The sequence below is a fragment of the Streptococcus sp. KHUD_017 genome (genome assembly GCF_054861245.1).
In genome coordinates, this window is record NZ_CM142175.1 from 98,879 (window position 1) to 124,663 (window position 25,785).

Below are 25,785 nucleotides of genomic sequence, written 5' to 3' on the forward strand. Positions count from 1 at the left end.
AACGCAAACGTTTTCCCTTATGACCCTAGTATAGCACAAACAGAAAACGGTTGCAAGCGTTTTTTTGAAAAAATTTTAAAAAGCTTAAAATTAAGAGAAACCGAAAACTGTCGATATAATAGGAAGAAAAAGTAAATAATTAAGAAAAAATTGTTCGGAAATGGACAAATGGAAACGATTGCGCAATTTTTTTGAAAAAATTATCAAGTTAAGAAAATAGGATATAGTAAATTTTATTTTTAATAATATAAATAAATCAAAAAAAGTTTTCTAAAAACGCTTGCATTTCTTTTTGAAATGGGTTATACTTTAATTAGCGCAAACGTTTGCGCAAAAATTGAAGTAATTAACAAAATAAACACTTGAGGTGCTAATATGAAAAAACGTCAAAGCGGTGTGTTGATGCACATCTCATCACTTCCAGGAGCATACGGAATCGGATCATTTGGTCAAAGCGCCTATGATTTCGTTGACTTCTTGGTTCGTACTAAGCAACGCTACTGGCAAATCCTTCCTTTGGGAACAACTAGCTATGGAGATTCTCCTTACCAATCATTCTCAGCCTTTGCTGGAAACACTCATTTTATCGACCTTGATATTTTAGTGGAGCAAGGTTTGTTGGAAGCAAGTGATCTTGAAGGTGTGGACTTTGGTAGCAACCCAACTGAAGTTGACTACGCTAAAATCTACTATGCACGTCGTCCGCTTTTAGAGAAAGCTGTCAAACGTTTCCTTGAAGTTGGAGCTGTCAAAGACTTCGAAAAATTTGCTCAAGAAAATCAATCATGGCTTGAACTCTTTGCTGAGTATATGGCTATCAAAGAGCATTTTGACAATCTTGCTTGGACTGAATGGCCAGATGCTGATGCTCGTGCTCGCAAAGCTTCAACTCTTGAAAGTTACCGTGAGAAATTAGCTGACAAGCTTGTTTACCACCGTGTAACCCAATACCTTTTCTTCCAACAATGGTTGAAATTGAAAGCATACGCCAACGATAACCACATTGAAATTGTTGGAGACATGCCTATCTATGTGGCTGAGGACTCAAGCGATATGTGGGCAAATCCACATCTCTTCAAAACAGATGAAAACGGAAAAGCAACACACATTGCAGGATGCCCTCCTGATGAGTTCTCTGCAGACGGTCAGCTTTGGGGCAACCCAATCTATGACTGGGAAGCAATGGACAAAGATGGCTACAAATGGTGGATTGAACGCTTGCGTGAAAGCTTTAAAATCTACGATATCGTTCGTATCGACCACTTCCGTGGATTTGAGTCTTACTGGGAAATCCCTGCTGGTTCTAAAACAGCGGCACCTGGTAAATGGGTGAAAGGACCTGACTACAAACTCTTTGCAGCTGTTAAAGAAGAGCTTGGTGACTTGAACATCATCGCAGAAGACCTTGGATTCATGACTGATGAAGTTATCGAGCTTCGTGAGCGTACTGGATTCCCAGGAATGAAAGTCCTTCAATTTGCCTTCAACCCAGAGCATGAAAGCATCGACAGCCCACACTTGGCACCAGCCAACTCAGTTATGTACACAGGAACACACGATAACAACACTGTTCTTGGTTGGTACCGTGATGAGATTGATGATCCAACACGTGAGTACATGGCACGCTATACAAATCGCAAGGAATACGAAACAGTAGTACATGCTATGCTTCGTACAGCCTTTTCATCAGTAAGCTTTATGGCTATTGCTACTATGCAAGACTTGCTAGAGTTGGATGGTTCAGCTCGTATGAATTTCCCATCTACTCTTGGTGGAAACTGGTCATGGCGTATGACAGAGGATCAATTGACTCCTGCTGTCGAAGAAACTTTGCTTGACTTGACTACAATTTATCGCCGAATTAATGAAAATTTGGTAGAATTAAAGAAATAAGACAATATCAGGAGACACAAAAATGTTACCATTAAAAGAATTTGTACAAAATCGTTACAATAAATCTATCGCAGAATGTAGTAACGAAGAGCTTTACCTTGCTCTTCTTAACTACAGCAAACTTGCTAGCAGCCAAAAACCAGTCAACACTGGTAAGAAAAAAGTTTACTACATCTCAGCTGAGTTCTTGATTGGTAAACTCTTGTCAAACAACTTGATTAACCTTGGTCTTTATGACGAAGTTAAAAAAGAACTTGCTGATGCAGGTAAAGAGTTAATCGAAATCGAAGAAGTAGAATTGGAACCATCACTTGGTAATGGTGGTTTGGGACGTTTGGCAGCTTGCTTTATCGACTCAATCGCTACACTTGGTTTGAACGGTGACGGTGTTGGTTTGAACTACCACTTCGGTTTGTTCCAACAAGTTCTTAAAAACAACCAACAAGAAACGATTCCTAACGCTTGGTTGACTGACCAAAACTGGTTGGTTCGTTCAAGCCGTAGCTACCAAGTGCCATTTGCACACTTTACATTGACATCTACTCTTTACGATATCGATGTTCCTGGTTACAAAACAGCTACGAAAAACCGTTTGCGTTTGTTTGACTTGGATTCAGTTGATTCTTCAATTATCAAAGATGGTATCAACTTTGACAAGACAGACATCGCTCGTAACTTGACTCTTTTCCTTTACCCAGACGATAGTGATAAACAAGGTGAATTGCTCCGTATCTTCCAACAATACTTCATGGTTTCAAACGGTGCACAATTGATCATTGATGAAGCAATCGAAAAAGGAAGCAACTTGCACGACCTTGCTGACTACGCAGTTGTACAAATCAACGATACTCACCCATCAATGGTAATCCCTGAATTGATTCGTCTTTTGACTGAACGTGGTATCGAACTTGATGAAGCCATCTCTATCGTTCGTAGCATGACTGCCTACACAAACCACACAATCCTTGCTGAAGCCCTTGAAAAATGGCCTCTTGAATTCTTGGAAGAAGTGGTTCCTCACTTGGTACCAATCATCAAAGAATTGGATCGCCGTGTTAAAGCAGAATACAAAGACCCAGCTGTTCAAATCATCGATGAGAGCGGACGTGTTCATATGGCTCACATGGATATCCACTACGGATACAGCGTAAACGGGGTTGCAGCTCTTCACACTGAAATCTTGAAGAACTCAGAGTTGAAAGCTTTCTACGACATCTACCCAGAAAAATTCAACAACAAAACAAACGGTATCACATTCCGTCGTTGGCTCATGCATGCTAACCCAAGCTTGTCTCACTACTTGGATGAGATTCTTGGACGCGAATGGCACCATGAAGCTTCTAAATTGGAAGACCTTCTTTCATACGAAGACAAGGCTGCTGTCAAAGAAAAATTGGAAAGCATCAAAGCTCACAACAAACGTAAATTGGCTCGTCACTTGAAAGAGCACCAAGGTGTGGAAATCAATACAAACTCTATCTTTGATATCCAAATCAAACGTCTTCACGAGTACAAACGTCAACAAATGAACGCTTTGTATGTCATCCACAAATATTTGGACATCAAGGCTGGTAACATCCCTGCTCGTCCAATCACAGTATTCTTTGGTGGTAAAGCAGCTCCTGCCTACACAATCGCTCAAGATATCATCCACTTGATCCTTTGCTTGTCAGAAGTAATTGCAAACGACCCAGCAGTAGCTCCACACTTGCAAGTTGTCATGGTTGAAAACTACAACGTGACTGCAGCAAGCTTCTTGATCCCAGCATGTGACATCTCAGAACAAATCTCACTTGCTTCTAAAGAGGCTTCAGGTACTGGTAACATGAAATTCATGTTGAACGGAGCTTTGACTCTTGGTACTATGGACGGAGCTAACGTTGAAATCGCTGAATTGGTTGGAGATGAAAACATCTACATCTTCGGTGAAGATTCAGAAACTGTTATCGACCTTTATGCGAAATCAGCCTACAAATCAAGCGAATTCTACGCTCGTAAAGCGATCAAACCATTGGTTGACTTCATCGTAAGCGATGCTGTTCTTGCAGTCGGTAAGAAAGAGCGCTTGGAACGTCTTTACAACGAATTGATCAACAAAGACTGGTTCATGACTCTTCTTGACTTGGAAGACTACATCAAGGTTAAAGAGCAAATGCTTGCTGACTACGAAGACCGTGACGCATGGTTGGATAAAGTCATCGTCAACATTGCGAAAGCAGGATTCTTCTCATCTGACCGTACAATCGCTCAGTACAACGAAGATATCTGGCACTTGAACTAAGATTAAACAAAAACGCATCTTTAATAGATGCGTTTTTTGATTTTAGATTCATTCACAGTACTTTCCCAATAAGAATCTCTGCTTCGATGGTAATCTCTGTCAGTTGGCTCCAGTCAATCTTGCTTTGATCGACGTGAAAGAGTAGGGGCGTCATGCTAAGCAGGGCTTGGCGTTGCTCTGCGGTGATGGGTTTGGTCAGAGAAGCTATCTGACTCGATTGGATGCTGAAGTGTTCTTGAAAATGTTCCTTGATATCTTGGTTGGAATAGTCCTTCTTTGTCAGCTGGTCTTGTACCATTTGGCGGATTTCCTTGAGGTGATTTTTAGTTGGGATGACCTTGATTAAGATACCATTTTGAGATAAAACGCGGCGAAATTCACCGTAGTTGGCAGGCGAAAAGATATCAAGCAGGATATCCATGCTGGCGTCTTTTATAGGAAGGCGAGCCAGGTCACCGACAAACCAGTTGACTACCCAGTTGGGTTCACTCTTGGCAGCGATTTGGACTGAGTCTTTCGAGATATCAAAAGAATAGAAGGTCTTGTCAGGATGTGCTTCTTGGAGTTTACGAGAGTAGAAGCCTTCGCCACAGCCAATGTCCAAGATGGTTTTTGCGGATGGGTTAGTGGTTAGTATGCCCGAGATACCTTCTAAGATAGCCTGATAAAAGCCAGCTTCTAGGATTTGCTGGCGATTTTGAAAGTTTTCCTTGTCGTAGTTGGCGGATTGCTTGATTTGAGGAGCCAGATTGACATAGCCAAATTTTGCCAGGTCAAAAGAATGACGATTGCTACACTTGAGACTGCCCTCTACCAAGGTCAGATTTTCTTGGCAGATGGGGCAGGCAAAGGCACTAGCAGAAGCAAAACGCTGGAGTTTAGGTTTGAGGTTTGTATTCATAGTTTTAGTCTAGCAAAAAAAGAACTGGATGGCAAATGCCTCCAGTTTGTTTTTTAGTATGTTAGAACGAAGTATTTTTTCTTACCACGGCGGATAACAGTGAGTTCGTTCTCTAACTTATCAGCATCACTCAAGACATAGTCAAGGTCTTGGATACGTTCGCCGTTGACGTAGATAGCTCCGTTTTGAACATCTTCGCGGGCTTGGCGTTTTGAGTTGACTACGCCAGAAGATACGAGCAATTCTACGATATTGTGGTTTTCGTCTGCTTGTACTTGGTAGTTTGGTACACCACGAAGTCCTTGTTTGAGTTCTTTGACAGAAAGGTTTTTGATATTTCCTGCAAAGAGTTGTTCAGTGATGTTAAGGGCTTCTTCGTAGGCTTCTTCACCGTGGACAAGTGTTACGACTTCACGAGCCAGGACTTTTTGAGCCAAGCGTTCGTGTGGAGCAGCTTCAAACTGTTTACGGATGTCTTCGATCTCGTCAAGTGACAAGAAAGTAAAGATTTTCAAGAAGCGAACAGCGTCAGCGTCCATGACATTCATCCAGAATTGGTACATTTCGTATGGAGAAGTCTTTTCAGGGTTGAGCCAAACGGCGTTCCCTTCAGATTTACCAAATTTCTTACCAGTTGCGTCTGTAATGAGTGGAACAGTGATAACGTGACCAGTCTTGTCAGCCTTACGGCGAAGCAATTCGGTACCAGCAGTCATATTTCCCCACTGGTCAGAACCACCGATTTGAAGGGTTACATTGTGCTCTTGATTAAGAACGAAGAAGTCATAACCTTGCATGATTTGGTAGGCAAACTCAGTGTAAGAAATCCCTGTTTCAATACGTTTCTTCACAGACTCCTTGCTCATCATGTAGTTGACAGTGAAGTATTTTCCGATATCTCGGAGGAAGTCAATGAAGCTGATGCTGCCAAACCAGTCGTAGTTGTTGACCATGACAGCTTTATTTTCACCATTTTCAAAGTCAAGAAAGCGAGAAAGTTGTCCTTGGATAGACTTGACCCAGCCACCCACTGTGTCTTTTGTTTGGAGACTACGCTCAGCATCTTTGAAGGACGGATCTCCGATGAGACCTGTAGCACCGCCAACGAGCGCATAAGGTTTGTGACCTGCTAACTGCAAACGACGACTTGTCAAGATTGCGACAAGGTGACCTAGGTGAAGGCTGTCAGCAGTTGGATCGTAGCCAGTATAATAAGAAACTTGACCTTCTTCTAGGGCTTTGCGCAAAGCTTCTTCATCAGTCGTTTGAAAAATCAAACCACGCTCTTTTAGCTCATCAAAAATGTGCATGTGTCTTTTCTCCTTTTTAAAATATTGTTTCTACCTATTTTACCACAAACTTGGCAAATAACCTAGTAAAATCGGGAAGAAAGTTGCTGCTTGGACTTTTTTGGAAACGAGTGAAATATGGTATAATAGCACTAGCATATTTTCAGAGAAATAGATAAAAATAGTTAAGAAAGGGGCTGAAAGATGTCTCATATTATTGAATTGCCAGAAGTCTTGGCCAATCAAATCGCAGCAGGAGAAGTGATCGAACGTCCTGCCAGTGTAGTTAAAGAGTTGGTTGAAAATGCTATCGACGCTGGCTCAAGCCAGATTATCGTTGAGATTGAGGAAGCTGGTCTTAAGAAAATCCAAATCACCGATAATGGTCACGGGATTGCCCACGATGAGGTGGAGTTGGCTCTCCGCCGTCATGCAACCAGTAAGATTAAGAATCAAGCGGATCTTTTTCGGATTCGAACCCTCGGTTTTCGTGGTGAAGCTCTGCCTTCTATCGCATCTGTTAGTGTACTGACTCTTTTGACAGCAGTGGATGGAGCAAGTCACGGGACCAAGCTAGTGGCTCGTGGGGGAGAAGTAGAAGAAGTTGTGCCTGCGACCAGTCCTGTTGGGACCAAGGTTTGTGTGGAGGATCTCTTTTTCAACACACCAGCCCGTCTCAAGTATATGAAGAGTCAGCAGGCAGAGTTATCTCATATCATCGATATCGTCAATCGTCTAGGTTTAGCCCATCCTGAGATTTCCTTTAGCCTGATTAGCGATGGCAAGGAAATGACACGGACAGCTGGTACGGGTCAACTGCGTCAAGCCATTGCTGGAATTTATGGTTTAGCCAGTGCCAAAAAGATGGTTGAGATTGAGAATTCGGACCTAGATTTTGAAATTTCAGGCTTTGTCTCATTGCCTGAATTGACGCGGGCTAATCGCAATTATATCAGTCTTTTTATCAATGGTCGTTATATCAAAAACTTCTTGCTCAATCGTGCTATTTTAGATGGTTACGGGAGCAAGCTCATGGTGGGGCGTTTTCCGCTGGCCGTTATTCACATTCATATCGATCCTTATCTAGCAGATGTCAATGTGCATCCAACCAAGCAAGAGGTACGAATTTCCAAAGAAAGAGAATTGATGGCGCTAGTTTCAGAAGCTATCGCAAAGAGTCTCAAGGAACAGACCTTGATTCCAGACGCCTTGGAAAATCTTGCCAAATCTACCATTCGCAATCGTGAAAAAGTAGAGCAAACCATTCTCCCACTTAAAGAAAGCAATTTCTACTACGAGCAAACGGAAGCAACAATCTCAATTCCAGCTGAGGTTTCAGACAGTCAAGTAGACTTGACTGAAGAGAAACAGGATTTAAATCTGTTTGCTAAGGAAACCTTAGACCAGATAACCAAACCAGCCAAACTGCATTTTGCAGAGAGAAAACTTATCAGCTACGACCAACTGGATCATCCAGAGTTAGATATGGCTAGTTTGGATAAGGCTTATGATAAGCTAGAGCGAGAAGAGTCTTCGAGCTTCCCAGAGTTGGAATTTTTCGGTCAGATGCACGGCACCTATCTCTTTGCCCAAGGTCGAGATGGGCTTTACATCATAGACCAACACGCAGCCCAGGAGCGGGTTAAGTATGAGGAGTATCGCGAAAGTATTGGCAATGTTGACCAGAGCCAACAGCAACTCCTAGTACCTTATATCTTCGAATTTCCAGCGGATGATGCCCTTCGTCTCAAGGAAAGAATGCCTCTCTTAGAGGAAGTCGGCGTCTTTCTAGCAGAGTACGGGGAGAACCAATTTATCCTAAGGGAACATCCTATTTGGATGGCAGAAGAGGAAATCGAGTCAGGTATCTATGAGATGTGTGATATGCTCCTCTTGACCAAGGAAGTTTCTATCAAGAAATACCGAGCAGAGCTGGCCATTATGATGTCCTGCAAGCGGTCTATCAAGGCCAACCATCGTATCGATGACCACTCAGCCAGACAGCTCCTTTATCAACTCTCTCAATGCGACAATCCTTATAACTGTCCTCATGGACGTCCTGTTTTGGTGCATTTTACCAAGTCAGATATGGAAAAGATGTTCCGTCGCATTCAAGAAAATCACACGAGCTTACGAGAACTAGGCAAATACTAATACTCTTCGAAAATCTCTTTAAACTGCGTCAGCCTTACCTTGCCTAACTCAAGTTATGCCTACGGTTAGCTTCCTAGTTTACTCTTTGATTTTCATTGAGTATAAATTGAAGGGAAAATTATGTACGAATATCTAAAGGGTATTATTACCAAAATTACTGCTAAATACATTGTTCTAGAAGCAAACGGAATCGGCTATATCCTACACGTAGCAAATCCCTATGCTTACTCGGGACAAGTCAATCAAGAAGCGCAAATCTATGTGCATCAAGTTGTTCGCGAAGACGCTCATCTCCTTTACGGTTTCCGTTCAGAAGACGAGAAAAAACTCTTTCTCAGCTTGATTTCGGTGTCGGGCATTGGCCCTGTTTCTGCTCTTGCCATCATCGCAGCGGATGACAATGCTGGCTTGGTTCAAGCCATCGAGACTAAGAACATCACCTACTTGACCAAGTTTCCGAAGATTGGTAAGAAAACAGCCCAACAGATGGTGTTGGACTTGGAAGGTAAGGTGGTTGTGGCCAGTGACGATCTCCCTGCTAAGGCTACAGTTCCATCTAGCAGTGACAACCAAGAATTGGAAGAAGCTATGGAAGCCATGTTGGCTTTGGGCTACAAGGCAACTGAGCTCAAGAAAATTAAGAAATTCTTTGAAGGAACTTCGGATACAGCAGAGAATTACATTAAATCTGCTCTCAAGATGTTGGTGAAATAGGAGAAGTCTATGCCAAAACGTTGTGGTTGGGTTAAAATGGCCAACCCTCTTTATATAGCCTACCATGATGAAGAGTGGGGCCAACCCCTACATGACGACCGAGCGCTTTTTGAGTTGCTCTGCATGGAGACTTATCAGGCGGGCCTATCCTGGGAAACGGTGCTCAATAAACGCCAGGCCTTCCGTCAAGTTTTTAATGGTTACCAAATTCAAGCTGTTGCAGACATGACGGATGAAGAGCTAGAAGTTTTGATGAATAATCCAGTAATTATCCGCAATCGTGCCAAGATATTTGCGACGCGAGCTAATGCCCAGGCCTTTCTACAAGTTCAGAAAGAGTATGGCTCTTTTGATGCTTATCTCTGGTCTTTTGTAGATGGGAAGACCATTGTTAATGATATCCCGGACTACAGTCAAGCACCAGCCAAAACGCCTTTGTCTGAAAAAATATCCAAGGATCTCAAAAAACGTGGTTTTAAGTTCACTGGACCAGTCGCTGTCTTGTCCTATCTGCAGGCTGCAGGTCTGGTTGATGACCATGAGAATGCTTGTGAATGGAAAAGCGGTAAGTAGTGAGTACAGATAGCGAAAGTATTTGAGAATATAGAAAAAGCTGAGAAATTCATCTCAGCTTTCTTTGTTATAGTCAAAGCGAATGACTTGCTCCGTTGCATCTACATACGCGTGGACTCCAAAGGGCACAATTGCTCTTGGTGTGGCATGGCCAACGTTTAGATTATAGATAATCGGGATATTGTTGTCAATGATATCCAATAGTGCTTCCTTATAGTCGTCATAGAAGATTTCATCCATAGGTTTTCCGACCAAGAGTCCACTGATGACTTCAAATATCCCAGTGTTCTTTAAAGTCCGCAACATCTTTTTGAATTCTTCAGGTTCAGGCTTTTCTTCGCTTGTTTCTAGCAAGAGGATTTTTCCTTCCCAGTCTGACAAGTCAGGGAAAAGCTTGTATTTTTGGCAGAGGTCTGTGCTATCTGCATATCGAGAGTTGTCAAAGATATCGTAGAGGGATTCGAGGCAACCGCCGAGGATTTCCCCCTCGAACTGTGCAGTTCCTTGTAACAAGTCAAAACCTGTATTTGTATGGCTGACACGAGGTGTTCCCAGAGCCTTGGGACTAAAATCAGTCCGTTCCTCATACCAAAGGTCGCTAGGGCGGATTTCTGAGATTTTTCCAGTCTCAATCAATTCTTTAAAGTAGTGGAGGCTATATGGCAACATTTCTTTGTCTAACTCACAAATGTCTGCTAAAAAGGATTGACCATAAAAAGTCTTGACCCCTAGCTTATGCAACATGAGGTGGTTCATGGTTGTATCCGAGAAACCGAGAAAAATCTTTGGTTTGATAACCTTCTGTAGTTGGTCATTTTCAAAGAGGTAGGGTAGCAAGCGATAGGTATCGTCTCCACCAATGGCGCATAGGATCATGTCGATGCTATCATAAGAAAAGGCCTGAATCAAATCCTCTGCACGAGCTTCAGGATGTTCTTTGATAAAATCTAAGCCTTTTAGCGAATGAGGTAAAAAGATAGGATTGAGTCCTAGGTCCTTGAGACGTTGAACGCCCAAGTCCACTTCGTGTTTGACAATATCTTCACCGATAATTCCACTAGATAAGCTCACAATACCAATAGTAGAAGTCATATATTATCCTCCTAAAAATAAATTGATGCTATTGTATCACAAAAGATGAAGGGAAACAACAAGAATTAGAGTCAGAAGAAGACTTTTAGATCGAGAAAATAGTAAAAAAGCAACCAATCGTGTGGTTGCTTTTTATAGTAGTTGCATTCTTATAGAGCAGTAAGGAAGGTCAGTCCGCCAAGGATAACCCCAGCCGAGTTTGGAATGATTAGAATCCAGTCTTTCTTAGGCTCTTTTGTCCATCCATAAATGACCCAGATTAAGCAAGAGACTGCTGCTGATAAAGGTTGGAATGGTTGAGCTTTATTTCCTTGTAAATTGGCAAAAATTTGGGGGATGTAGGCTATAAATACAATAATCCCGATAAAGGCACCAATTGAACCGACAATTTGATTAATTCTCTGTTTAGTCATATATATTTCTCCTTATTACTTTATTATCATAACAGAAAAACAACTTGAATTCAAGGATAAAACCTAGGGATTTTAAGGGGAGCCGTTACATTAGAACGTTTTTAGAAAATGTAGCTACTTTTCTTTGGAGAATCAAAAAATGCTTTGGAGCCATAATAAAAGTAGTCTGTCTGTAAAACACACTACTTTTTTTGTTTATCTTAATATCTAGCTGGTCCAGCACTTGCGCTCTTGATGTTGAAACGTTTTTTGAGGTAGAAACGTAGGGCAAGGAGAGCTCCTCCAATGACCAACAAAACAAGAGGTGGTAAGCTGATGTTGATGGCTTGTGGAAGGAAGTTACTCAAGAAGAGGATGAAGACCCAGGCAAACATGGTTGCTAACATAACCAAAAGTGATTTCCAGAATGGAGGGCGTTGGCTGCGGTCAGTATCTGGTCCGTAGTAGCGGTAGATGAAGTGGTAGAGCAGGTAAAAGGCAACTCCACCAAAGGCTCCTACACTGATAAGTGTTACCAATCCGTAGGCCACAGGTTGGTTTGAGAAGAAGCTCATCAAGGCGCTAACTACTGCAAATAATCCTGTGATGAAAAGGGCTGAATCCAACATCATCAATTTTGGATCGTCGTTTTCTTTTGGATGTTCTTTTTCGTATTGCTCTTTTTCGCTGAAACTATGAGCCCAGTGAGTTGGTGCTCCGTAGATAGAACGAGCTGTCACTCCTTTTGGTTGCTCCTCAAGGATATGAGGAATGACTTCTTCAAGGATAGCCTTGATTTCGGCATCGGTTTTCCCGTCCTTGAGAAATTGCTGGGTTGCAATATGGATAAATTCCTGGTTTTTCTTTGTTAATTCTTTTAAATCAATCTGTGACATAATAACTCCTGTTTAGAACCATTTTTTATGGATGAGGTAAAGAGTGAGAGAAACACTCATAGCAAAGGCGATAAAGACGATGAGCCAGAAAGCATGCGGTTCTCCGTTTAAAGGGATTTCATTGTCCTTAAAGTTCATTCCGTAAGCTGAGAAAATCATAGTCGGGATAGACATAACGATGGTCACGAGGGCCAAGGTTTTCATGATATTGTTCTGGTTGTTTGAAATGATAGAGGCAAAGGTCTCTGTCATAGAGTGAAGGACGTTTCCATAGATATCCGCCATCTCGATGGCCTGTTGCGTTTCAATCAATGTGTCTTCAAGTAGATCTTCGTCTTCAAGGTATTTCTTAATATTGCTAGTTGCGCTGGTCAATTTTTTAATCACGCGCTCGTTTGTCTTAAGAGAGGCCTTGAAGTAGACGATGGTCTTTTCCAACTCCATGAGTTCAATCAATTCTTCGTTTCGAGTAGACTTGTGAAGTTGACTCTCAATCTGCTCACTCTTACGTTCAATCGAACGGAGGGCAGTTAGGTAAATCTCCGCATTGCGGTAGAGGATTTGGAAGATGAAGCGCGACCGCATGAAGGTATAGAAATTCCGAAGTCTACGATTGATAAAGACATCAAGAAGTGGTAGAGGCTCCAAGCAGGTAGTGATGATAGCCTCTTCTGTGATGATAATCCCCAAGGGAATAGTCACGTAGTAGGTCTGGTTATTTCTTTCCTCTGTGATTGGGACGTCTACGATGATCAAAGTGTACTCATCTTCGATGGTGATACGAGACATTTCTTCCGCATCGAGCGGTGCACGGAGGTCAGCAATATCAATATCAAAGGCCGAGGCGATTTCCATCGATTCGCTTTGAGTAGGATTGACGAGATTGATCCAAGTGCCCGGCTGGAGCGTATCAATCTCTTTAAATTCAGTTGTAGTTGAGAGAAAGACTTGCTTCATATCTCCTATCCTTTCCTAATCTAATCCGTGTTACAGTGATTTTTGACACCGTACTATTATACTACAAAATCGGCTTTTTTGGTAATAGAATTTCACTTTTTTTGGTATAATGGAAAGCAACAATGGACTAGAAAGAAGTAACATGCAAGATAAGATTGTCATCCATGGGGCACGCGCCCATAATTTAAAAAATATAGATGTGGAAATTCCACGTGATAAGCTAGTTGTGGTGACGGGGCTGTCGGGTTCGGGCAAGTCGAGTCTTGCCTTTGATACCCTGTATGCAGAAGGGCAACGTCGCTACGTTGAAAGTCTGTCAGCCTATGCTCGTCAGTTTTTGGGCAATGTGGAAAAACCAGATGTGGACTCTATCGATGGTCTCAGCCCTGCTATTTCCATTGACCAGAAAACGACTAGTAAAAACCCTCGCTCAACGGTTGGAACTACGACGGAAATCAACGACTACCTACGTCTCCTCTATGCTCGTGTAGGAACACCCTACTGTATAAATGGACATGGGGCTATCAAGGCTTCGTCTGTCGAACAGATCGTAGACAAGGTCTTGGAATTGCCAGAGCGCCAGCGTCTGCAGATTTTGGCTCCTGTTATTCGTAAGAAAAAAGGGCAACACAAGACTCTGATTGAAAAAATTCAAAAGGATGGCTATGTTCGTGTCCGTGTCGATGGGGTTGTCTATGATGTGACCGAAGTTCCTGAACTTGAAAAGAATAAACAACATACCATCGATGTGGTGGTAGACCGTATTATCATTAAAGAAGGCATCCGTAGTCGTCTCTTTGATTCCATCGAAGCAGCCCTTCGTATCGCAGAAGGTTATGTGGTTATCGATACTATGGATGATTCGGAGTTACTCTTTTCAGAACATTATGCTTGTCCAGTTTGCGGCTTTACAGTTCCGGAACTAGAACCTCGTCTCTTCTCCTTCAATGCTCCGTTTGGTTCTTGTAGTGAGTGTGATGGTTTGGGGATCAAGCTAGAGGTTGATACGGACTTAGTCGTACCAGATGCTAGCAAGACACTTCGTGAGGGAGCCTTAGCACCTTGGAATCCCATCTCTTCTAACTATTATCCAAATATGCTAGAACAAGCCATGACAGCCTTTGGAGTGGATATGGATACTCCTTTTGAGGACTTGTCTGAGGAGGAGAAACATCTCATTTTCTATGGTTCAGATGGTAAGGAATTCCATTTCCACTATGAAAATGAATTCGGTGGAGTTCGCGACATCAACATTCCTTTTGAAGGTGTTATAGGGAATATCAAGCGTCGCTATCATGAAACCAATAGCGACTATACCCGCACACAAATGCGTCTTTATATGAATGAGCTAACTTGTGGCACGTGTCATGGTTATCGCCTCAACGATCAGGCCTTATCCGTTCGTGTAGGAGGAGAGGAAGGACCTCATATCGGAGAAATTTCTGACCTCTCCATCGCAGACCACTTAGAAGCTATTGAACAGTTGACCCTATCAAATAACGAAGCCACCATCGCTCGTCCGATTCTTAAGGAAATAAAGGACCGCTTGACCTTCCTCAATAATGTTGGTCTCAACTATCTGACCCTTTCTCGTTCTGCAGGAACATTATCAGGTGGGGAGAGCCAACGTATTCGCTTAGCGACCCAGATTGGTTCCAATCTCTCAGGAGTCCTCTATATCTTAGATGAGCCGTCAATCGGTCTCCACCAGAGGGACAATGACCGTCTGATTGCCAGTCTGAAAAAGATGCGGGATTTGGGTAATACTCTTATCGTGGTAGAACACGATGAAGACACCATGCGAGAAGCCGATTATCTGATAGACGTCGGCCCTGGTGCAGGGGTCTTTGGTGGAGAGATTGTAGCAGCAGGAACGCCTAAGCAGGTAGCTCGAAACAGTAAGTCAATTACAGGACAGTATCTGTCAGGGAAACGTGCGATTCCAGTACCGACGGAACGCCGTATAGGCAATGGTCGCTTTATCGAGGTGACTGGGGCGCGTGAGAACAACCTACAAAATATCACCGCTCGCTTCCCACTCGGGAAATTCATTGCGGTGACAGGGGTCTCTGGCTCAGGGAAGTCGACACTTATTAACAGCATCCTCAAAAAAGCCATTGCTCAAAAACTCAATCGAAATTCAGACAAGCCTGGAAAGTTTAAGACTATCTCAGGGATTGAGCATATCGATCGTCTGATTGATATTGACCAGAGTCCTATTGGAAGAACACCAAGGTCCAATCCTGCGACCTATACAGGTGTCTTTGATGACATTCGAGACCTCTTTGCTCAGACAAATGAAGCCAAGATTCGAGGTTACAAAAAGGGTCGTTTCAGTTTCAATGTTAAGGGTGGTCGCTGTGAAGCCTGCTCAGGTGACGGGATTATCAAGATCGAGATGCACTTCTTGCCAGATGTTTATGTGGCTTGTGAGGTCTGCCACGGAACCCGCTACAATAGTGAAACCCTAGAAGTTCACTACAAGGAAAAGAATATCTCGCAAGTTTTAGATATGACCGTCAACGATGCGGTGGAATTTTTCAAACACATTCCAAAAATTCAACGCAAACTCCAGACTATCAAAGATGTTGGTCTAGGCTATGTGACCTTAGGGCAACCAGCCACGACACTTTCTGGTGGAGAAGCGCAACGTATGAAGCTGGCTAGCGAGCTCCATAAACGCTCGACCGGTAAATCCTTCTACATTCTAGATGAACCGACAACTGGTCTTCATACCGAGGATATCGCGCGTCTACTAAAGGTCTTGTCTCGCTTTGTAGATGATGGCAATACAGTTCTCGTGATTGAGCACAATCTAGATGTCATCAAAACAGCAGACCATATTATCGACCTAGGCCCAGAAGGCGGTGTCGGTGGTGGTACCATCATTGCAACAGGAACTCCAGAGGAAGTAGCTGCCAATGAAGCAAGCTATACAGGACAGTATTTGAAAGGAAAGTTACATCATGAATAAACGTGTACAAGCATTTCTCAATAAAATGCAAGAAAAAGAACTAGATGGAATCATTATCAATAACCTTAAAAATGTCTACTATTTGACAGGATTTTGGGGTTCAAATGGTACGGTCTTTATCAGTCGTGACCGTCAAATTTTGGTGACGGATGCCCGCTATATCATCGCTGCTAAGCAGGAAGTTACTGGTTTTGAGATTTTTGCAGAACGTGACGAGTTGGCTACTATCGCAAAAATTGCGAAAGACATGGGTCTTTCTCGTATTGGGTTTGAAGATGAAATCTCGGTTTCTTATTATCATCGCATGAAAGCCGCTTTTGAAGGTTTGGAATTAATTCCTCAGACACAGTTTGTTAAAGCGCTTCGCATGATTAAGGATGAAACAGAGATTGCGACTATTCGCAAGGCTTGTTCAATATCAGACCAAGCTTTCCACGATGCCCTTGAATTTATCAAGCCAGGTAAGACTGAAATTGAAATTGCCAACTTCCTTGATTTCCGCATGCGTGAGCTGGGAGCGGCAGGTTTGTCTTTTGACACAATCTTAGCGAGTGGCATCAACTCTTCTAAACCCCATGCTCACCCAATGCACAAGCCAGTAGAACTAGGCGAAGCTATCACTATGGACTTTGGGTGCCTTTACGAGCATTATGTCAGTGATATGACACGTACCGTCTACCTAGGCCATGTCAGCGACGAACAAGCAGAAATCTACAACACTGTTTTAAAGGCTAACCAAGCATTGATTGACCAAGCTAAGGCTGGCTTAGGTTTCCGTGACTTTGATAAAATCCCTCGTGATATCATTGTGGAAGCAGGCTATGGGCAATACTTTACACACGGTATCGGACACGGTATCGGACTTGATATCCACGAAGAGCCATACTTTAGCCAAACTTCCAAAGAAGTTATCAAAACTGGTATGGTCTTGACTGATGAACCGGGTATTTATATCGAAGGTAAATATGGAGTTCGTATCGAAGATGATATCCTGATCACAGATACCGGTTGCGAGTTATTAACCCTTGCTCCAAAAGAATTAATCGTAATCTAAGAAAAATGAGATAAATCGTTGACTTTTACTAGTTAAAGGTTTATACTGAAAGGCGAAAACGGTAGGTGAGGCTACCATAGGGATACGGATGACTACCGCAAAGCAGTGGAGACACTACTCGTTGGTCAACAGTCCTGGTCGCGAAGGTCAAGACTAAGCTCATTACATCGCCCTATGGAGTTAAAGCTTGAACGAAAACAGATCATAAGTTTTTTAGTCCTGCCATTTTATGGCAGGATTTTCTGCTGTTTTAAAACAAAGAAAGGAGACAAACGATGCAAATTGACGATCATCCAGAACCGCACATACACAGCCAATCGCTGATTTGTGTCGTTCTGTCCCTATAAAGTGATTGGTCTCTGTGTATGATACTCTTCGAAAATCAAATTCAAACCACGTCAACGTCGCCTTGCCGTACTCAAGTACAGCCTGTGGCTAGTTTCCTAGTTTGCTCTTTGATTTTCATTGAGTATGAAATCACCATTCATACAGATAGGAGAAACCAATGAAAACTACCAAAGAAAGACTAGCAGCAGCTATTCAAACTCCATTTAAAGATAGTCTAGCTTTTTACCATACAAGTCTAAAAGGCTTAGACCAAGAACAAGTCGAAGAAAACCGTGACTTATATGGTGAAAACACCATTACCAAGGGTCAAGAGGATTCCATTTTTAAAAAGATTTATGAGTCCATTATCAATCCTTTCACAATCATTTTGCTTGTGATTGCCTTTATTTCTCTCGTTACAAACGTTTGGCTTGCCAAACCTGGCCAAGAGGACCCTACGACCTCTATTATTATCGTTGTCTTGATTTTGATTTCAGGAGGCATCCGTTTTGTCCAAGAGTTGCGGAGCGACAAGGCGACAACCAATCTTTCAAAAATGATTGTCAACACTGCAACTGTTATTCGCGATGGTCTTGAACAAGAGTTGCCAATCGATGAGTTGGTTGTGGGAGACCTCGTGAAATTGAGCGCTGGAGACATGATTCCGGCAGATGTTATCTTATTCGAATCCCGCGACTTTTTCGTTCAACAGTCAGGTTTGACTGGAGAAAGTGATGCAGTTGAAAAGCTAGCTTTAAATAAAGCCACTGGTCAAAATGTAGATAGCCTCTTAGAAGCAGAATCTTTGGCCTTCATGGGGACAAACGTTATCTCAGGAAGTGCTACGGCTATGGTTCTAGCGGTTGGTGATGACACCATGATGGGAGCCATCGAACAAACTCTCAACACCTATGATGAGCCAACTTCTTTTGAACGTGAAATGAACAGCATTTCCTGGCTCTTGATCCGCTTGATGCTTGTCATGGTTCCAATTGTGTTTTTCGCAAATGGATTGACCGACGGAGACTGGTTAGAGGCTGGAGTATTTGCCTTGAGCGTGGGTGTCGGACTGACACCAGAAATGCTGCCAATGATTATTACAGCCAGCTTAGCAAAAGGTTCCATTATCATGGCCAAGGAAAAGGTAGTCATCAAAAAACTCAATGCTATTCAGGACTTAGGAGCAATCGATATCCTATGTACGGATAAAACTGGAACTCTAACGCAAGATGAGATTGTCTTAGAATACCCTTTGGATATCCATGGTGATTTGGATATGGCGGTTTTAAGAAGGGCTTATCTAAACTCACATTTTCAAACAGGTTTGAAAAACTTGATGGACCGTGCCATCATCAGTAGAACTGAAAAAGAATCCAAGGAACATGTTATCCTACAAAATCTAGACACCAGCTTCCAAAAAATCGACGAACTACCATTTGATTTTGAACGTAGACGCATGAGTGTTATCGTCAAAGATGATAGCAATGTTGTTAGTATGGTGACCAAAGGCGCTTTAGAAGAAATGTTGACCATTTCGACACATGTGGAATATCGTGGAGAAATAATCCCTATTACGGAAGGTATTCGCCAAGAAGTACTGGCAGAAGTTGGTCAATTAAACCGTCAAGGGTTGCGTGTCTTAGGTGTTGGTTACAAGTCGGATCTACGTGAAGACTATGCCTATGCTGTGACTGATGAAAGTGACATGATCCTTACAGGTTACCTTGCCTTCTTGGATCCACCAAAACCATCTGCAGCACCCGCTATCCAAGCTTTGCTTGAGCATGGTGTTAGAACAAAGATTTTAACTGGGGATAATGAAAAAGTAACCCAAGCCATCTGTGAAAAGGTTGGTTTGGATGTTGAGCGGATGCTTTTGGGAGCGGATATCGACCAAATGACAGACCAAGAATTGGAAGAAGCGGTTGAAAGTGTAACAGTCTTTGCCAAATTGTCTCCTGACCAAAAAGCTCGAATTATTCTACAATTGAAGAAAAATGGTCATGTCGTTGGTTATATGGGTGACGGTATTAATGATGCCCCGTCTATGAAGGTGGCTGATGTTGGAATTTCTGTAGATACAGCAGTTGATATCGCCAAGGAAACTGCGGATGTTATTTTGCTAGACAAGGATCTCATGGTCCTTGAAACTGGTATCGTTGAGGGCCGCAAGGTCTACGCCAACATGACCAAGTACATCAATATGACCGTTAGTTCAAACTTTGGGAATATCTTCTCACTCCTTGTTGCGAGTATCTTCTTACCATTTTTACCAATGGCTCCTGTTCATCTTATTGTCCTAAACCTTGTCTATGATTTGTCTTGTGTGGCATTGCCATTTGATAATGTGGATCAAGACTTCCTTAAACAACCCCATACATGGGAAGCAAAATCTATTACTAGATTTATGGTTTGGATGGGCCCAATCTCATCTGTCTTTGATATTTTGACCTTTATTTTCCTCTACTTTATTATTGTTCCTTTGGTGACAGGCCACCATTATGTTCATGGGTCAGAATCTGCCCTTCAGTTTATTATCTTATTCCAAACAGGATGGTTCATTGAATCTATGTGGTCTCAAACCATGGTTATCCATATGCTTCGTACGGCAAAAGTTCCTTTTGTACAAAGCAGACCAGCTTGGCTTGTAATCTTGACAACCTTGGTTGCCGCAATTTTCGTAACTAGTCTGCCTTATGGACCGCTAGTAAATATTCTTCGTTTAGCTCCATTAGGACTTCCTTATTTCTTGTTCCTAACCTGTATTATTTTCTTGTACATGTTTAGCGTCACAGTTATTAAGAAATTTTACATTAGGAAGTACAAAGAATGGTTATAGTTCGGTTTTTGTCAAGAAAAAAGATAGAAAACTGGAGAAAAAGTTAAATTTTTTTAAAAATAGGTCGCAAGTCGGATGTTTTTTATGGTATAATAGAATAAACTGATAGTAACATGTAGCGAAAGGGGTAGGTACATGATCAAAATTTATACAGTCTCAAGTTGTACTAGCTGTAAAAAAGCTAAGACCTGGCTCAATGCCCACCAGTTAAGTTATAAAGAACAAAACCTCGGTAAAGAGGGGATTTCTAGAGAAGAATTATTAGATATTCTAACAAAAACAGACAATGGAATTGCGAGCATTGTATCATCAAAGAATCGCTACGCTAAAGCTCTCGGAGTTGATATCGAAGATTTGAGTGTCAATGAAGTGCTTAATTTAATCATGGAAACACCACGCATCCTAAAAAGTCCAATTCTTGTTGACGAGAAACGTTTACAAGTTGGCTATAAAGAAGATGACATTCGTGCCTTCTTGCCACGCTCTGTCCGCAATGTAGAAAATGCAGAAGCACGTTTACGTGCAGCACTATAAAACATAAAGGCTGGGAGTGACTCCTAGCCTTATTTGATAGATAAATAAGGAAAAATAAATATGAAGAAGATAGTTATCGGTACAGTTGCGCTCCTATTTTTACTAGCTGGCTGTGGACAGAAAAAAGAGTCTGCGGAACCTTCTAAAGATACAACGACAGAAGCTCTTCAATCAACTTTGCCTGTTCTAGAAAATGCCAATAACAATACAGTTGTAACCAAGACACTTGTTCTACCTGCTGACGAAAATGGGGTTCAACAAACCCAGACCATTACCTATAAGGGCAAACAGTTCTTGACCTTAACGATTCAGCAAAAACGACAAGTTTCAGAAGACCTCAAAAGCTTTATTGCAGAACATGGATTAGAGGAAGCAAAAAAGGCCTTGAAAGAAGGAGAAGACAAGGATGAATCGGTCCAAGAAGCACGGAAAATTCCTGGATTTAACCTTGAAACCAATCTTTTAAGTGAAACCGAGATTGAAACAAAAACAAGTTATGATTTTCAAGTTCTAGACGTTAAAAAGGCAAGTGAAAGCGAATATTTAAAAAATGTGGGATTGGAAAATCTACTAAAAAACGAACCAGAAGAATATATTGAAAATCGAGTTGCAAGTGGCGCGACTGTCCAGTAAGGAAGTCACAGAAAATCAGCAAAATCAGGCTGTGTCATTTGTAGAATGGCTGTGAATGTGCTATAATAGTACTATTCTAAGGAAAGAGGGTGTTAGAATGGGATTTACTGAAGAAACCGTACGTTTTAAATTGGATGATTCCAATAAAAAAGAAATTAGTGAAACATTGACAGAAGTCTATGCTTCATTGAATGAGAAGGGGTATAACCCTATTAATCAGATTGTGGGCTATGTTCTCAGTGGAGACCCAGCTTACGTTCCTCGTTACAATAACGCAAGAAATCAAATCCGTAAATACGAACGCGATGAGATTGTTGAAGAATTGGTCCGCTACTACCTTAAGGGACAAGGAGTCGATCTATAACCAATGAGAATTATGGGGTTGGACGTTGGTTCCAAAACAGTAGGAGTAGCGATTAGCGATCCGTTAGGGTTTACAGCACAAGGGCTTGAAATCATCCAAATCAATGAAGATCAAGGAGAGTTCGGCTTTGAACGACTCAAGGAATTGGTTGACACCTATAAGGTGGAGCGCTTTGTTGTTGGTTTACCTAAAAATATGAACAATACCAGTGGACCTCGGGTGGAAGCGAGTCAAGCCTATGGAGCAAAACTGGAAGAACTCTTTAGTTTGCCAGTGGAGTACCAGGATGAGCGCCTAACCACGGTTGCTGCTGAGCGCATGTTGATTGAGCAAGCAGACATTAGTCGCAATAAGCGTAAAAAAGTTATTGATAAATTGGCAGCTCAGTTGATTTTGCAAAATTATTTAGATAGAAAATTTTAAGACAGAGGAGAAACTATGTCACACGATCACAACCACGATCACGAAGAACGTGAACTTATTACACTTGTAGATGAGCAAGGAAACGAAACTTTATTTGAAATCCTTTTGACTATCGACGGAAAAGAAGAATTTGGTAAAAACTATGTTCTTCTTGTACCAGTTAATGCAGAAGAAGATGAAAACGGTGAAGTTGAAATCCAAGCATACTCATTCATCGAAAATGAAGATGGAACTGAAGGTGAATTGCAACCAATCCCTGAAGATTCAGAAGATGAATGGAACATGATTGAAGAAGTCTTCAACAGCTTTATGGAGGAGTAAAAACGTTCGGGGAACGTTTTTAGCCCTGCGCTAGAAAATAGAAACGCAGGTAGTCTGGTAGACTGTATCAGCCCAGTTCCTCGAAATAAGAGAGAACTGGTAAGTTCGGGGAACGTTTTTAGCCCTGCGCCAGAAATTAGAAACGCAGGAACGTCCGGGGGATGTTTTTAGCCCTGCGCTAGAAAATAGAAACGCAGGTAGTCTGGGGGACTGTATCAGCCCAACTCCCAGAAACTGGAGAGAGTTGGAACGTCCAGTGGACGTTTTTAGCCTGACGCTAAAAATAAAATTTAGCTAGTATCTAGCAAAATGAGTAAAAAGCGAAGAGAATCTTCGCTTTTTTGTTAAGGAGATAAGCATGATTGAAGTAGAAAAATGGCTTAATAGTCGGATTGGCTTGAATTTTAGATCAGGATTGGGACGGATGCAAAGGGCGGTAGATTTGCTGGGGAATCCTGAGCAAACCTATCCAATTATCCATGTGACAGGGACAAATGGCAAGGGTTCAACGATTGCCTTTATGAGGGAACTTTTTATTTCCCATGGCAAGAAGGTTGGAACCTTTACTTCGCCCCACATTGTCAGCATCCATGATCGTATCTGTATTAATGGTGAGCCTATATCGGACACAGATTTTATTCGTTTAGCAGATCAAATCAAAGTAATGGAGCAAAGACTTTTAGAAACCCACGATCAGCTATCTTTTTTTGAGTTGCTGACCTTGATTGCTTTGCTTTATTTTAAAGAGCAAAAAGTAGATTTGGTCCTACTGGAAGTTGGGATAGGTGGACTTCTTGATACCACTAATGTGGTGACAGGAGAAATTGCAATCATCACATCAATCGGCCTCGATCACCAGGAGACCTTGGGCGATAGTTTAACAGCAATTGCAGAGCAGAAAGCAGGAATTTTTAAGCCTGGGAAATCAGCTGTGATTGCAAATTTAGCACCGGAAGCCCAACTCGTTTGTCAAAAAACTGCTACTAATTTGGGTGTAAGTCTCTACCAAGCTAATAAAGATTTTTCTTTCCTAAATGGAAACTTTTCTTCTTCTCTAGCTGACTTTAACCACCTAATATTGGGACTGGAGGGAGTCTATCAGGAGGAAAATGCAGCTCTTGCCTTGCAGGCTTTTCTACTATTTATGGCACAAAGAGACGAGAAAGTAGACCAAGAAGCAGTACGTACTGCCTTGCGAGCTACCAGATGGGCAGGAAGACTAGAAGCTATCACTGAGCACATTTATCTAGATGGGGCTCACAATTTACCAGCTCTAGAGCGTTTGGTTGAGTTTATCCAAGAAAAAATCCAGCAAGGGTATCAGCCTCAAATTCTATTTGGTGCCCTAAAGAGGAAAGATTATAGTGGAATGCTTACTTATTTAACAGAGCATTTACCGGATGTAGCTCTCTATGTTACGAGTTTTGACTATCAGGGTTCCTTGGAAGAGCAAGATTTTGGAGATTATACAAGCATTGCTTCTTATCGAGATTTTATAGATAATTTTGAGAGTTCTGCAGGGGAGCAAGACTTGCTATTTGTGACAGGTTCTCTCTATTTTATATCAGAGGTTCGCGCTTGTTTCACGGGCTCAGAATCATTTGATTGACCCTCCTGTCTTTATTTGTTATAGTAAAGGTGTGGTGGCTCAGCAGGGTTATTCTGATTTTAAGCCACTAAAAGAAAGGAGACATGATGTCACTCAAAAAATTCACACTTTCTCTTGCTTCTTTGGCAAGTCTTAGTCTCTTAGTTGCATGTTCGCCAAAAGAGCAGGCAACTCCTTCAACTCAAGCTAGCACTAACACTAGCACTAGTACTAGTACTAGTACGGAAGTAAGGACTAGCCAGCAAGCAGAAACGACTGTTTCTAGTTCGACTGCTAGCTCAGTAACGAACATTGATGGGACCTATAAAGGGCAAGATGAGGGAGATAGCATTACTCTCGTTGTTACTGATAATACTGGAACATGGACAGAAGTAGAACCTGATGGCGATCAGGAAATAAAAAAGGTCACCTTCGAACCAGAGAGTCAGAGGGTCTTTATTGGAGATGATATCAAAGTTTATGTAGCTGATGGCAATCAAATGATCATTGATGATATGGATCGCGAAATTTCTGATCGTATCGTTCTAAAAAAATAGACATCTTTTGTAAGGATTTGAATCTCGTTAACACGGATTCGGGTCCTTTTTTCTTTAATCGATTTTTGGCATAAAAAATCCATACGATTAAGGTAGCTATTTTCTACCAAAAAAGTATGGAGGGATAGTTTTTATTAAAGGAACTGCTCTTGTAAAAAGTGAGCGACTCCGTCTTCTTCGTTGGTTAGTGATAATTGCTCGTCTGCGAAAGAAAGTAGAGCGGGATTAGCATTTTTCATGGCATATCCTCTACCTGCAAAGGAGAGCATTTCTTGGTCATTGTGTTCGTCACCAAAGGCAATCAGGTTTTGTCTGTCTATATTCATGACATTGAGGAGGTATTCAAGAGCAAAGGCTTTGTGAACACCTTTGGGTGCGCATTCGAGGATGTTTAAAGGACCACCCCAAGTATTAATGTTGAGTTGATGCTTGTAAAAACTGTTCATTTCTTCTGCGAGAGCATATTTGTCACTTGCGCGAGTCTGAAATAAAATGCAGTTAGGGTCCTTGGTGACAAGCTCAGGATTAAATTGATTTTCAGGTCTGAAGTTTTCAACACCAAATAACCTAGGGTCGGCAATCTCCTTGTCTGGAGCCGTAATGTAAAAATTTTTACGGTATTCACCTGCGATAAAGTCTGCCTCGATATCCTCTTTTCGTTTTACGATATCCAAGAGATATTTTTTGTCCACAGTAAGGCATTTTTCATATTTCCAAGCCCTACCAGGTAGGTGAGTGAGCGAACCGTTGAAGTTAATCATAGGAGTCTCAAGTTCAAGTTGGTCATAAAAATCTTTGGCCATACGATATGGGCGACCGGTTGCGATAACCACATGGTGGCCTTTCTTAGAAATTTTTTTAATGGTTTCTTTTGTAAAGTCAGAGAGTTTGCTTTCTCCATTAAGTAAGGTACCGTCTAAGTCCACGGCAATCATTTTTTTAGTCATAAAATCCTCCCGAATTTAGTTTCAGATAAGACGTTTCCTATTATATCAAAAAGCTGAAAGAAAAGCTGACTATAAGCAAAAA

22 protein-coding genes and 1 riboswitch are annotated in these 25,785 nt (G+C 41.8%); of the genes, 15 read left to right on the forward strand and 7 right to left on the reverse strand.

All coding sequences use genetic code 11. From position 1 onward, the window contains the following. The first annotated feature begins 375 nt into the window (after positions 1–375). Together malQ and glgP are read left to right on the forward strand one after the other, a co-directional pair. Positions 376–1,893, forward strand: coding sequence for a 4-alpha-glucanotransferase (malQ, locus tag ACVAMZ_RS00495; protein ID WP_414254143.1), 1,518 nt, complete (start codon positions 376–378; stop codon positions 1,891–1,893). A 22-nt stretch (positions 1,894–1,915) separates the two neighbouring features. Next, on the forward strand, positions 1,916–4,174 hold the full coding sequence (glgP, locus tag ACVAMZ_RS00500; RefSeq protein ID WP_461684718.1) for a glycogen/starch/alpha-glucan family phosphorylase: 2,259 nt from the start codon (positions 1,916–1,918) through the stop codon (positions 4,172–4,174). 52 nt (positions 4,175–4,226) lie between these two features. On the opposite strand, the gene ACVAMZ_RS00505 is transcribed toward glgP, so the two are convergent. Further along, positions 4,227–5,075 (reverse strand): putative RNA methyltransferase, encoded by an 849-nt coding sequence (locus ACVAMZ_RS00505; RefSeq protein WP_461684719.1) that lies wholly within the window; start codon positions 5,073–5,075, stop codon positions 4,227–4,229. Positions 5,076–5,128: 53 nt separating this feature from the next. Then, a complete protein-coding gene (gene tyrS / locus ACVAMZ_RS00510; RefSeq protein ID WP_461684720.1) occupies positions 5,129–6,385 on the reverse strand; it encodes a tyrosine--tRNA ligase in 1,257 nt (418 codons plus the stop codon). 183 nt (positions 6,386–6,568) lie between these two features. Between tyrS and mutL the strand changes: the two genes are divergently transcribed. From mutL to ACVAMZ_RS00525, 3 genes are all read left to right on the forward strand, one after another. Beyond that, positions 6,569–8,518 carry a DNA mismatch repair endonuclease MutL gene (gene mutL / locus ACVAMZ_RS00515; RefSeq protein WP_461684721.1) on the forward strand — a complete coding sequence of 650 codons (1,950 nt, stop codon included), beginning with the start codon at positions 6,569–6,571 and terminating at the stop codon, positions 8,516–8,518. 120 nt (positions 8,519–8,638) lie between these two features. Further along, positions 8,639–9,232: a Holliday junction branch migration protein RuvA gene (gene ruvA, locus ACVAMZ_RS00520; RefSeq protein WP_461684722.1), complete on the forward strand. Its 594-nt coding sequence runs from the start codon at positions 8,639–8,641 to the stop codon at positions 9,230–9,232. Positions 9,233–9,241: 9 nt separating this feature from the next. Then, positions 9,242–9,805 (forward strand): DNA-3-methyladenine glycosylase I, encoded by a 564-nt coding sequence (locus ACVAMZ_RS00525; RefSeq protein ID WP_461684723.1) that lies wholly within the window; start codon positions 9,242–9,244, stop codon positions 9,803–9,805. A 54-nt stretch (positions 9,806–9,859) separates the two neighbouring features. On the opposite strand, the gene ACVAMZ_RS00530 is transcribed toward ACVAMZ_RS00525, so the two are convergent. The 4 genes from ACVAMZ_RS00530 to ACVAMZ_RS00545 form a co-directional block, all read right to left on the reverse strand. Continuing rightward, positions 9,860–10,897 carry a S66 family peptidase gene (locus ACVAMZ_RS00530; RefSeq protein WP_461684724.1) on the reverse strand — a complete coding sequence of 346 codons (1,038 nt, stop codon included), beginning with the start codon at positions 10,895–10,897 and terminating at the stop codon, positions 9,860–9,862. Between the two features lie 149 nt (positions 10,898–11,046). Beyond that, the gene (locus ACVAMZ_RS00535) at positions 11,047–11,310 is read right to left on the reverse strand and encodes a SemiSWEET family transporter (protein WP_004250486.1); all 264 of its coding nucleotides are present in this window, start codon (positions 11,308–11,310) and stop codon (positions 11,047–11,049) included. Between the two features lie 200 nt (positions 11,311–11,510). Further along, entirely contained in the window at positions 11,511–12,185 is a 675-nt protein-coding gene (locus tag ACVAMZ_RS00540) for a DUF1129 domain-containing protein (protein WP_006146142.1), read from the reverse strand. Between the two features lie 12 nt (positions 12,186–12,197). Next, a complete protein-coding gene (locus ACVAMZ_RS00545; protein ID WP_000815631.1) occupies positions 12,198–13,142 on the reverse strand; it encodes a magnesium transporter CorA family protein in 945 nt (314 codons plus the stop codon). Positions 13,143–13,284: 142 nt separating this feature from the next. Here ACVAMZ_RS00545 and uvrA point away from each other — a divergent pair, with 142 nt between their 5' ends. The 10 genes from uvrA to ACVAMZ_RS00595 all read left to right on the forward strand — a co-directional run bounded on the left by uvrA (position 13,285) and on the right by ACVAMZ_RS00595 (position 24,756). After that, positions 13,285–16,116 (forward strand): excinuclease ABC subunit UvrA, encoded by a 2,832-nt coding sequence (gene uvrA / locus ACVAMZ_RS00550; RefSeq protein ID WP_320693719.1) that lies wholly within the window; start codon positions 13,285–13,287, stop codon positions 16,114–16,116. Continuing rightward, positions 16,109–17,170, forward strand: a complete 1,062-nt coding sequence (locus ACVAMZ_RS00555; RefSeq protein ID WP_461684725.1) for a M24 family metallopeptidase — start codon at positions 16,109–16,111, stop codon at positions 17,168–17,170. Before uvrA ends, ACVAMZ_RS00555 begins: the two co-directional genes overlap by 8 nt. A gap of 53 nt (positions 17,171–17,223) precedes the next feature. Continuing rightward, positions 17,224–17,377, forward strand: a riboswitch (M-box (ykoK) riboswitch). A gap of 298 nt (positions 17,378–17,675) precedes the next feature. Then, positions 17,676–20,336, forward strand: coding sequence for a magnesium-translocating P-type ATPase (mgtA, locus tag ACVAMZ_RS00560; RefSeq protein WP_461684726.1), 2,661 nt, complete (start codon positions 17,676–17,678; stop codon positions 20,334–20,336). A gap of 135 nt (positions 20,337–20,471) precedes the next feature. Further along, a complete protein-coding gene (spx, locus tag ACVAMZ_RS00565) occupies positions 20,472–20,870 on the forward strand; it encodes a transcriptional regulator Spx (protein WP_000591164.1) in 399 nt (132 codons plus the stop codon). Positions 20,871–20,930: 60 nt separating this feature from the next. Then, complete coding sequence (locus ACVAMZ_RS00570) at positions 20,931–21,503, forward strand: SP0191 family lipoprotein (RefSeq protein WP_414265536.1); 573 nt, start codon at positions 20,931–20,933, stop codon at positions 21,501–21,503. Between the two features lie 97 nt (positions 21,504–21,600). Then, complete coding sequence (locus ACVAMZ_RS00575; protein ID WP_004250500.1) at positions 21,601–21,867, forward strand: IreB family regulatory phosphoprotein; 267 nt, start codon at positions 21,601–21,603, stop codon at positions 21,865–21,867. A gap of 3 nt (positions 21,868–21,870) precedes the next feature. After that, positions 21,871–22,290: a Holliday junction resolvase RuvX gene (gene ruvX / locus ACVAMZ_RS00580; protein WP_414265535.1), complete on the forward strand. Its 420-nt coding sequence runs from the start codon at positions 21,871–21,873 to the stop codon at positions 22,288–22,290. A 15-nt stretch (positions 22,291–22,305) separates the two neighbouring features. Then, positions 22,306–22,611, forward strand: coding sequence for a DUF1292 domain-containing protein (locus tag ACVAMZ_RS00585; protein ID WP_000017624.1), 306 nt, complete (start codon positions 22,306–22,308; stop codon positions 22,609–22,611). Between the two features lie 358 nt (positions 22,612–22,969). Then, positions 22,970–24,220 (forward strand): bifunctional folylpolyglutamate synthase/dihydrofolate synthase, encoded by a 1,251-nt coding sequence (locus ACVAMZ_RS00590; protein ID WP_461684727.1) that lies wholly within the window; start codon positions 22,970–22,972, stop codon positions 24,218–24,220. 86 nt (positions 24,221–24,306) lie between these two features. After that, the gene (locus ACVAMZ_RS00595; protein ID WP_461684728.1) at positions 24,307–24,756 is read left to right on the forward strand and encodes an SP_0198 family lipoprotein; all 450 of its coding nucleotides are present in this window, start codon (positions 24,307–24,309) and stop codon (positions 24,754–24,756) included. Between the two features lie 134 nt (positions 24,757–24,890). Here the strand turns inward: ACVAMZ_RS00595 and ACVAMZ_RS00600 are convergent, their stop codons facing one another. Further along, positions 24,891–25,703 carry a Cof-type HAD-IIB family hydrolase gene (locus ACVAMZ_RS00600; protein WP_461684729.1) on the reverse strand — a complete coding sequence of 271 codons (813 nt, stop codon included), beginning with the start codon at positions 25,701–25,703 and terminating at the stop codon, positions 24,891–24,893. Positions 25,704–25,785 lie beyond the last annotated feature (82 nt).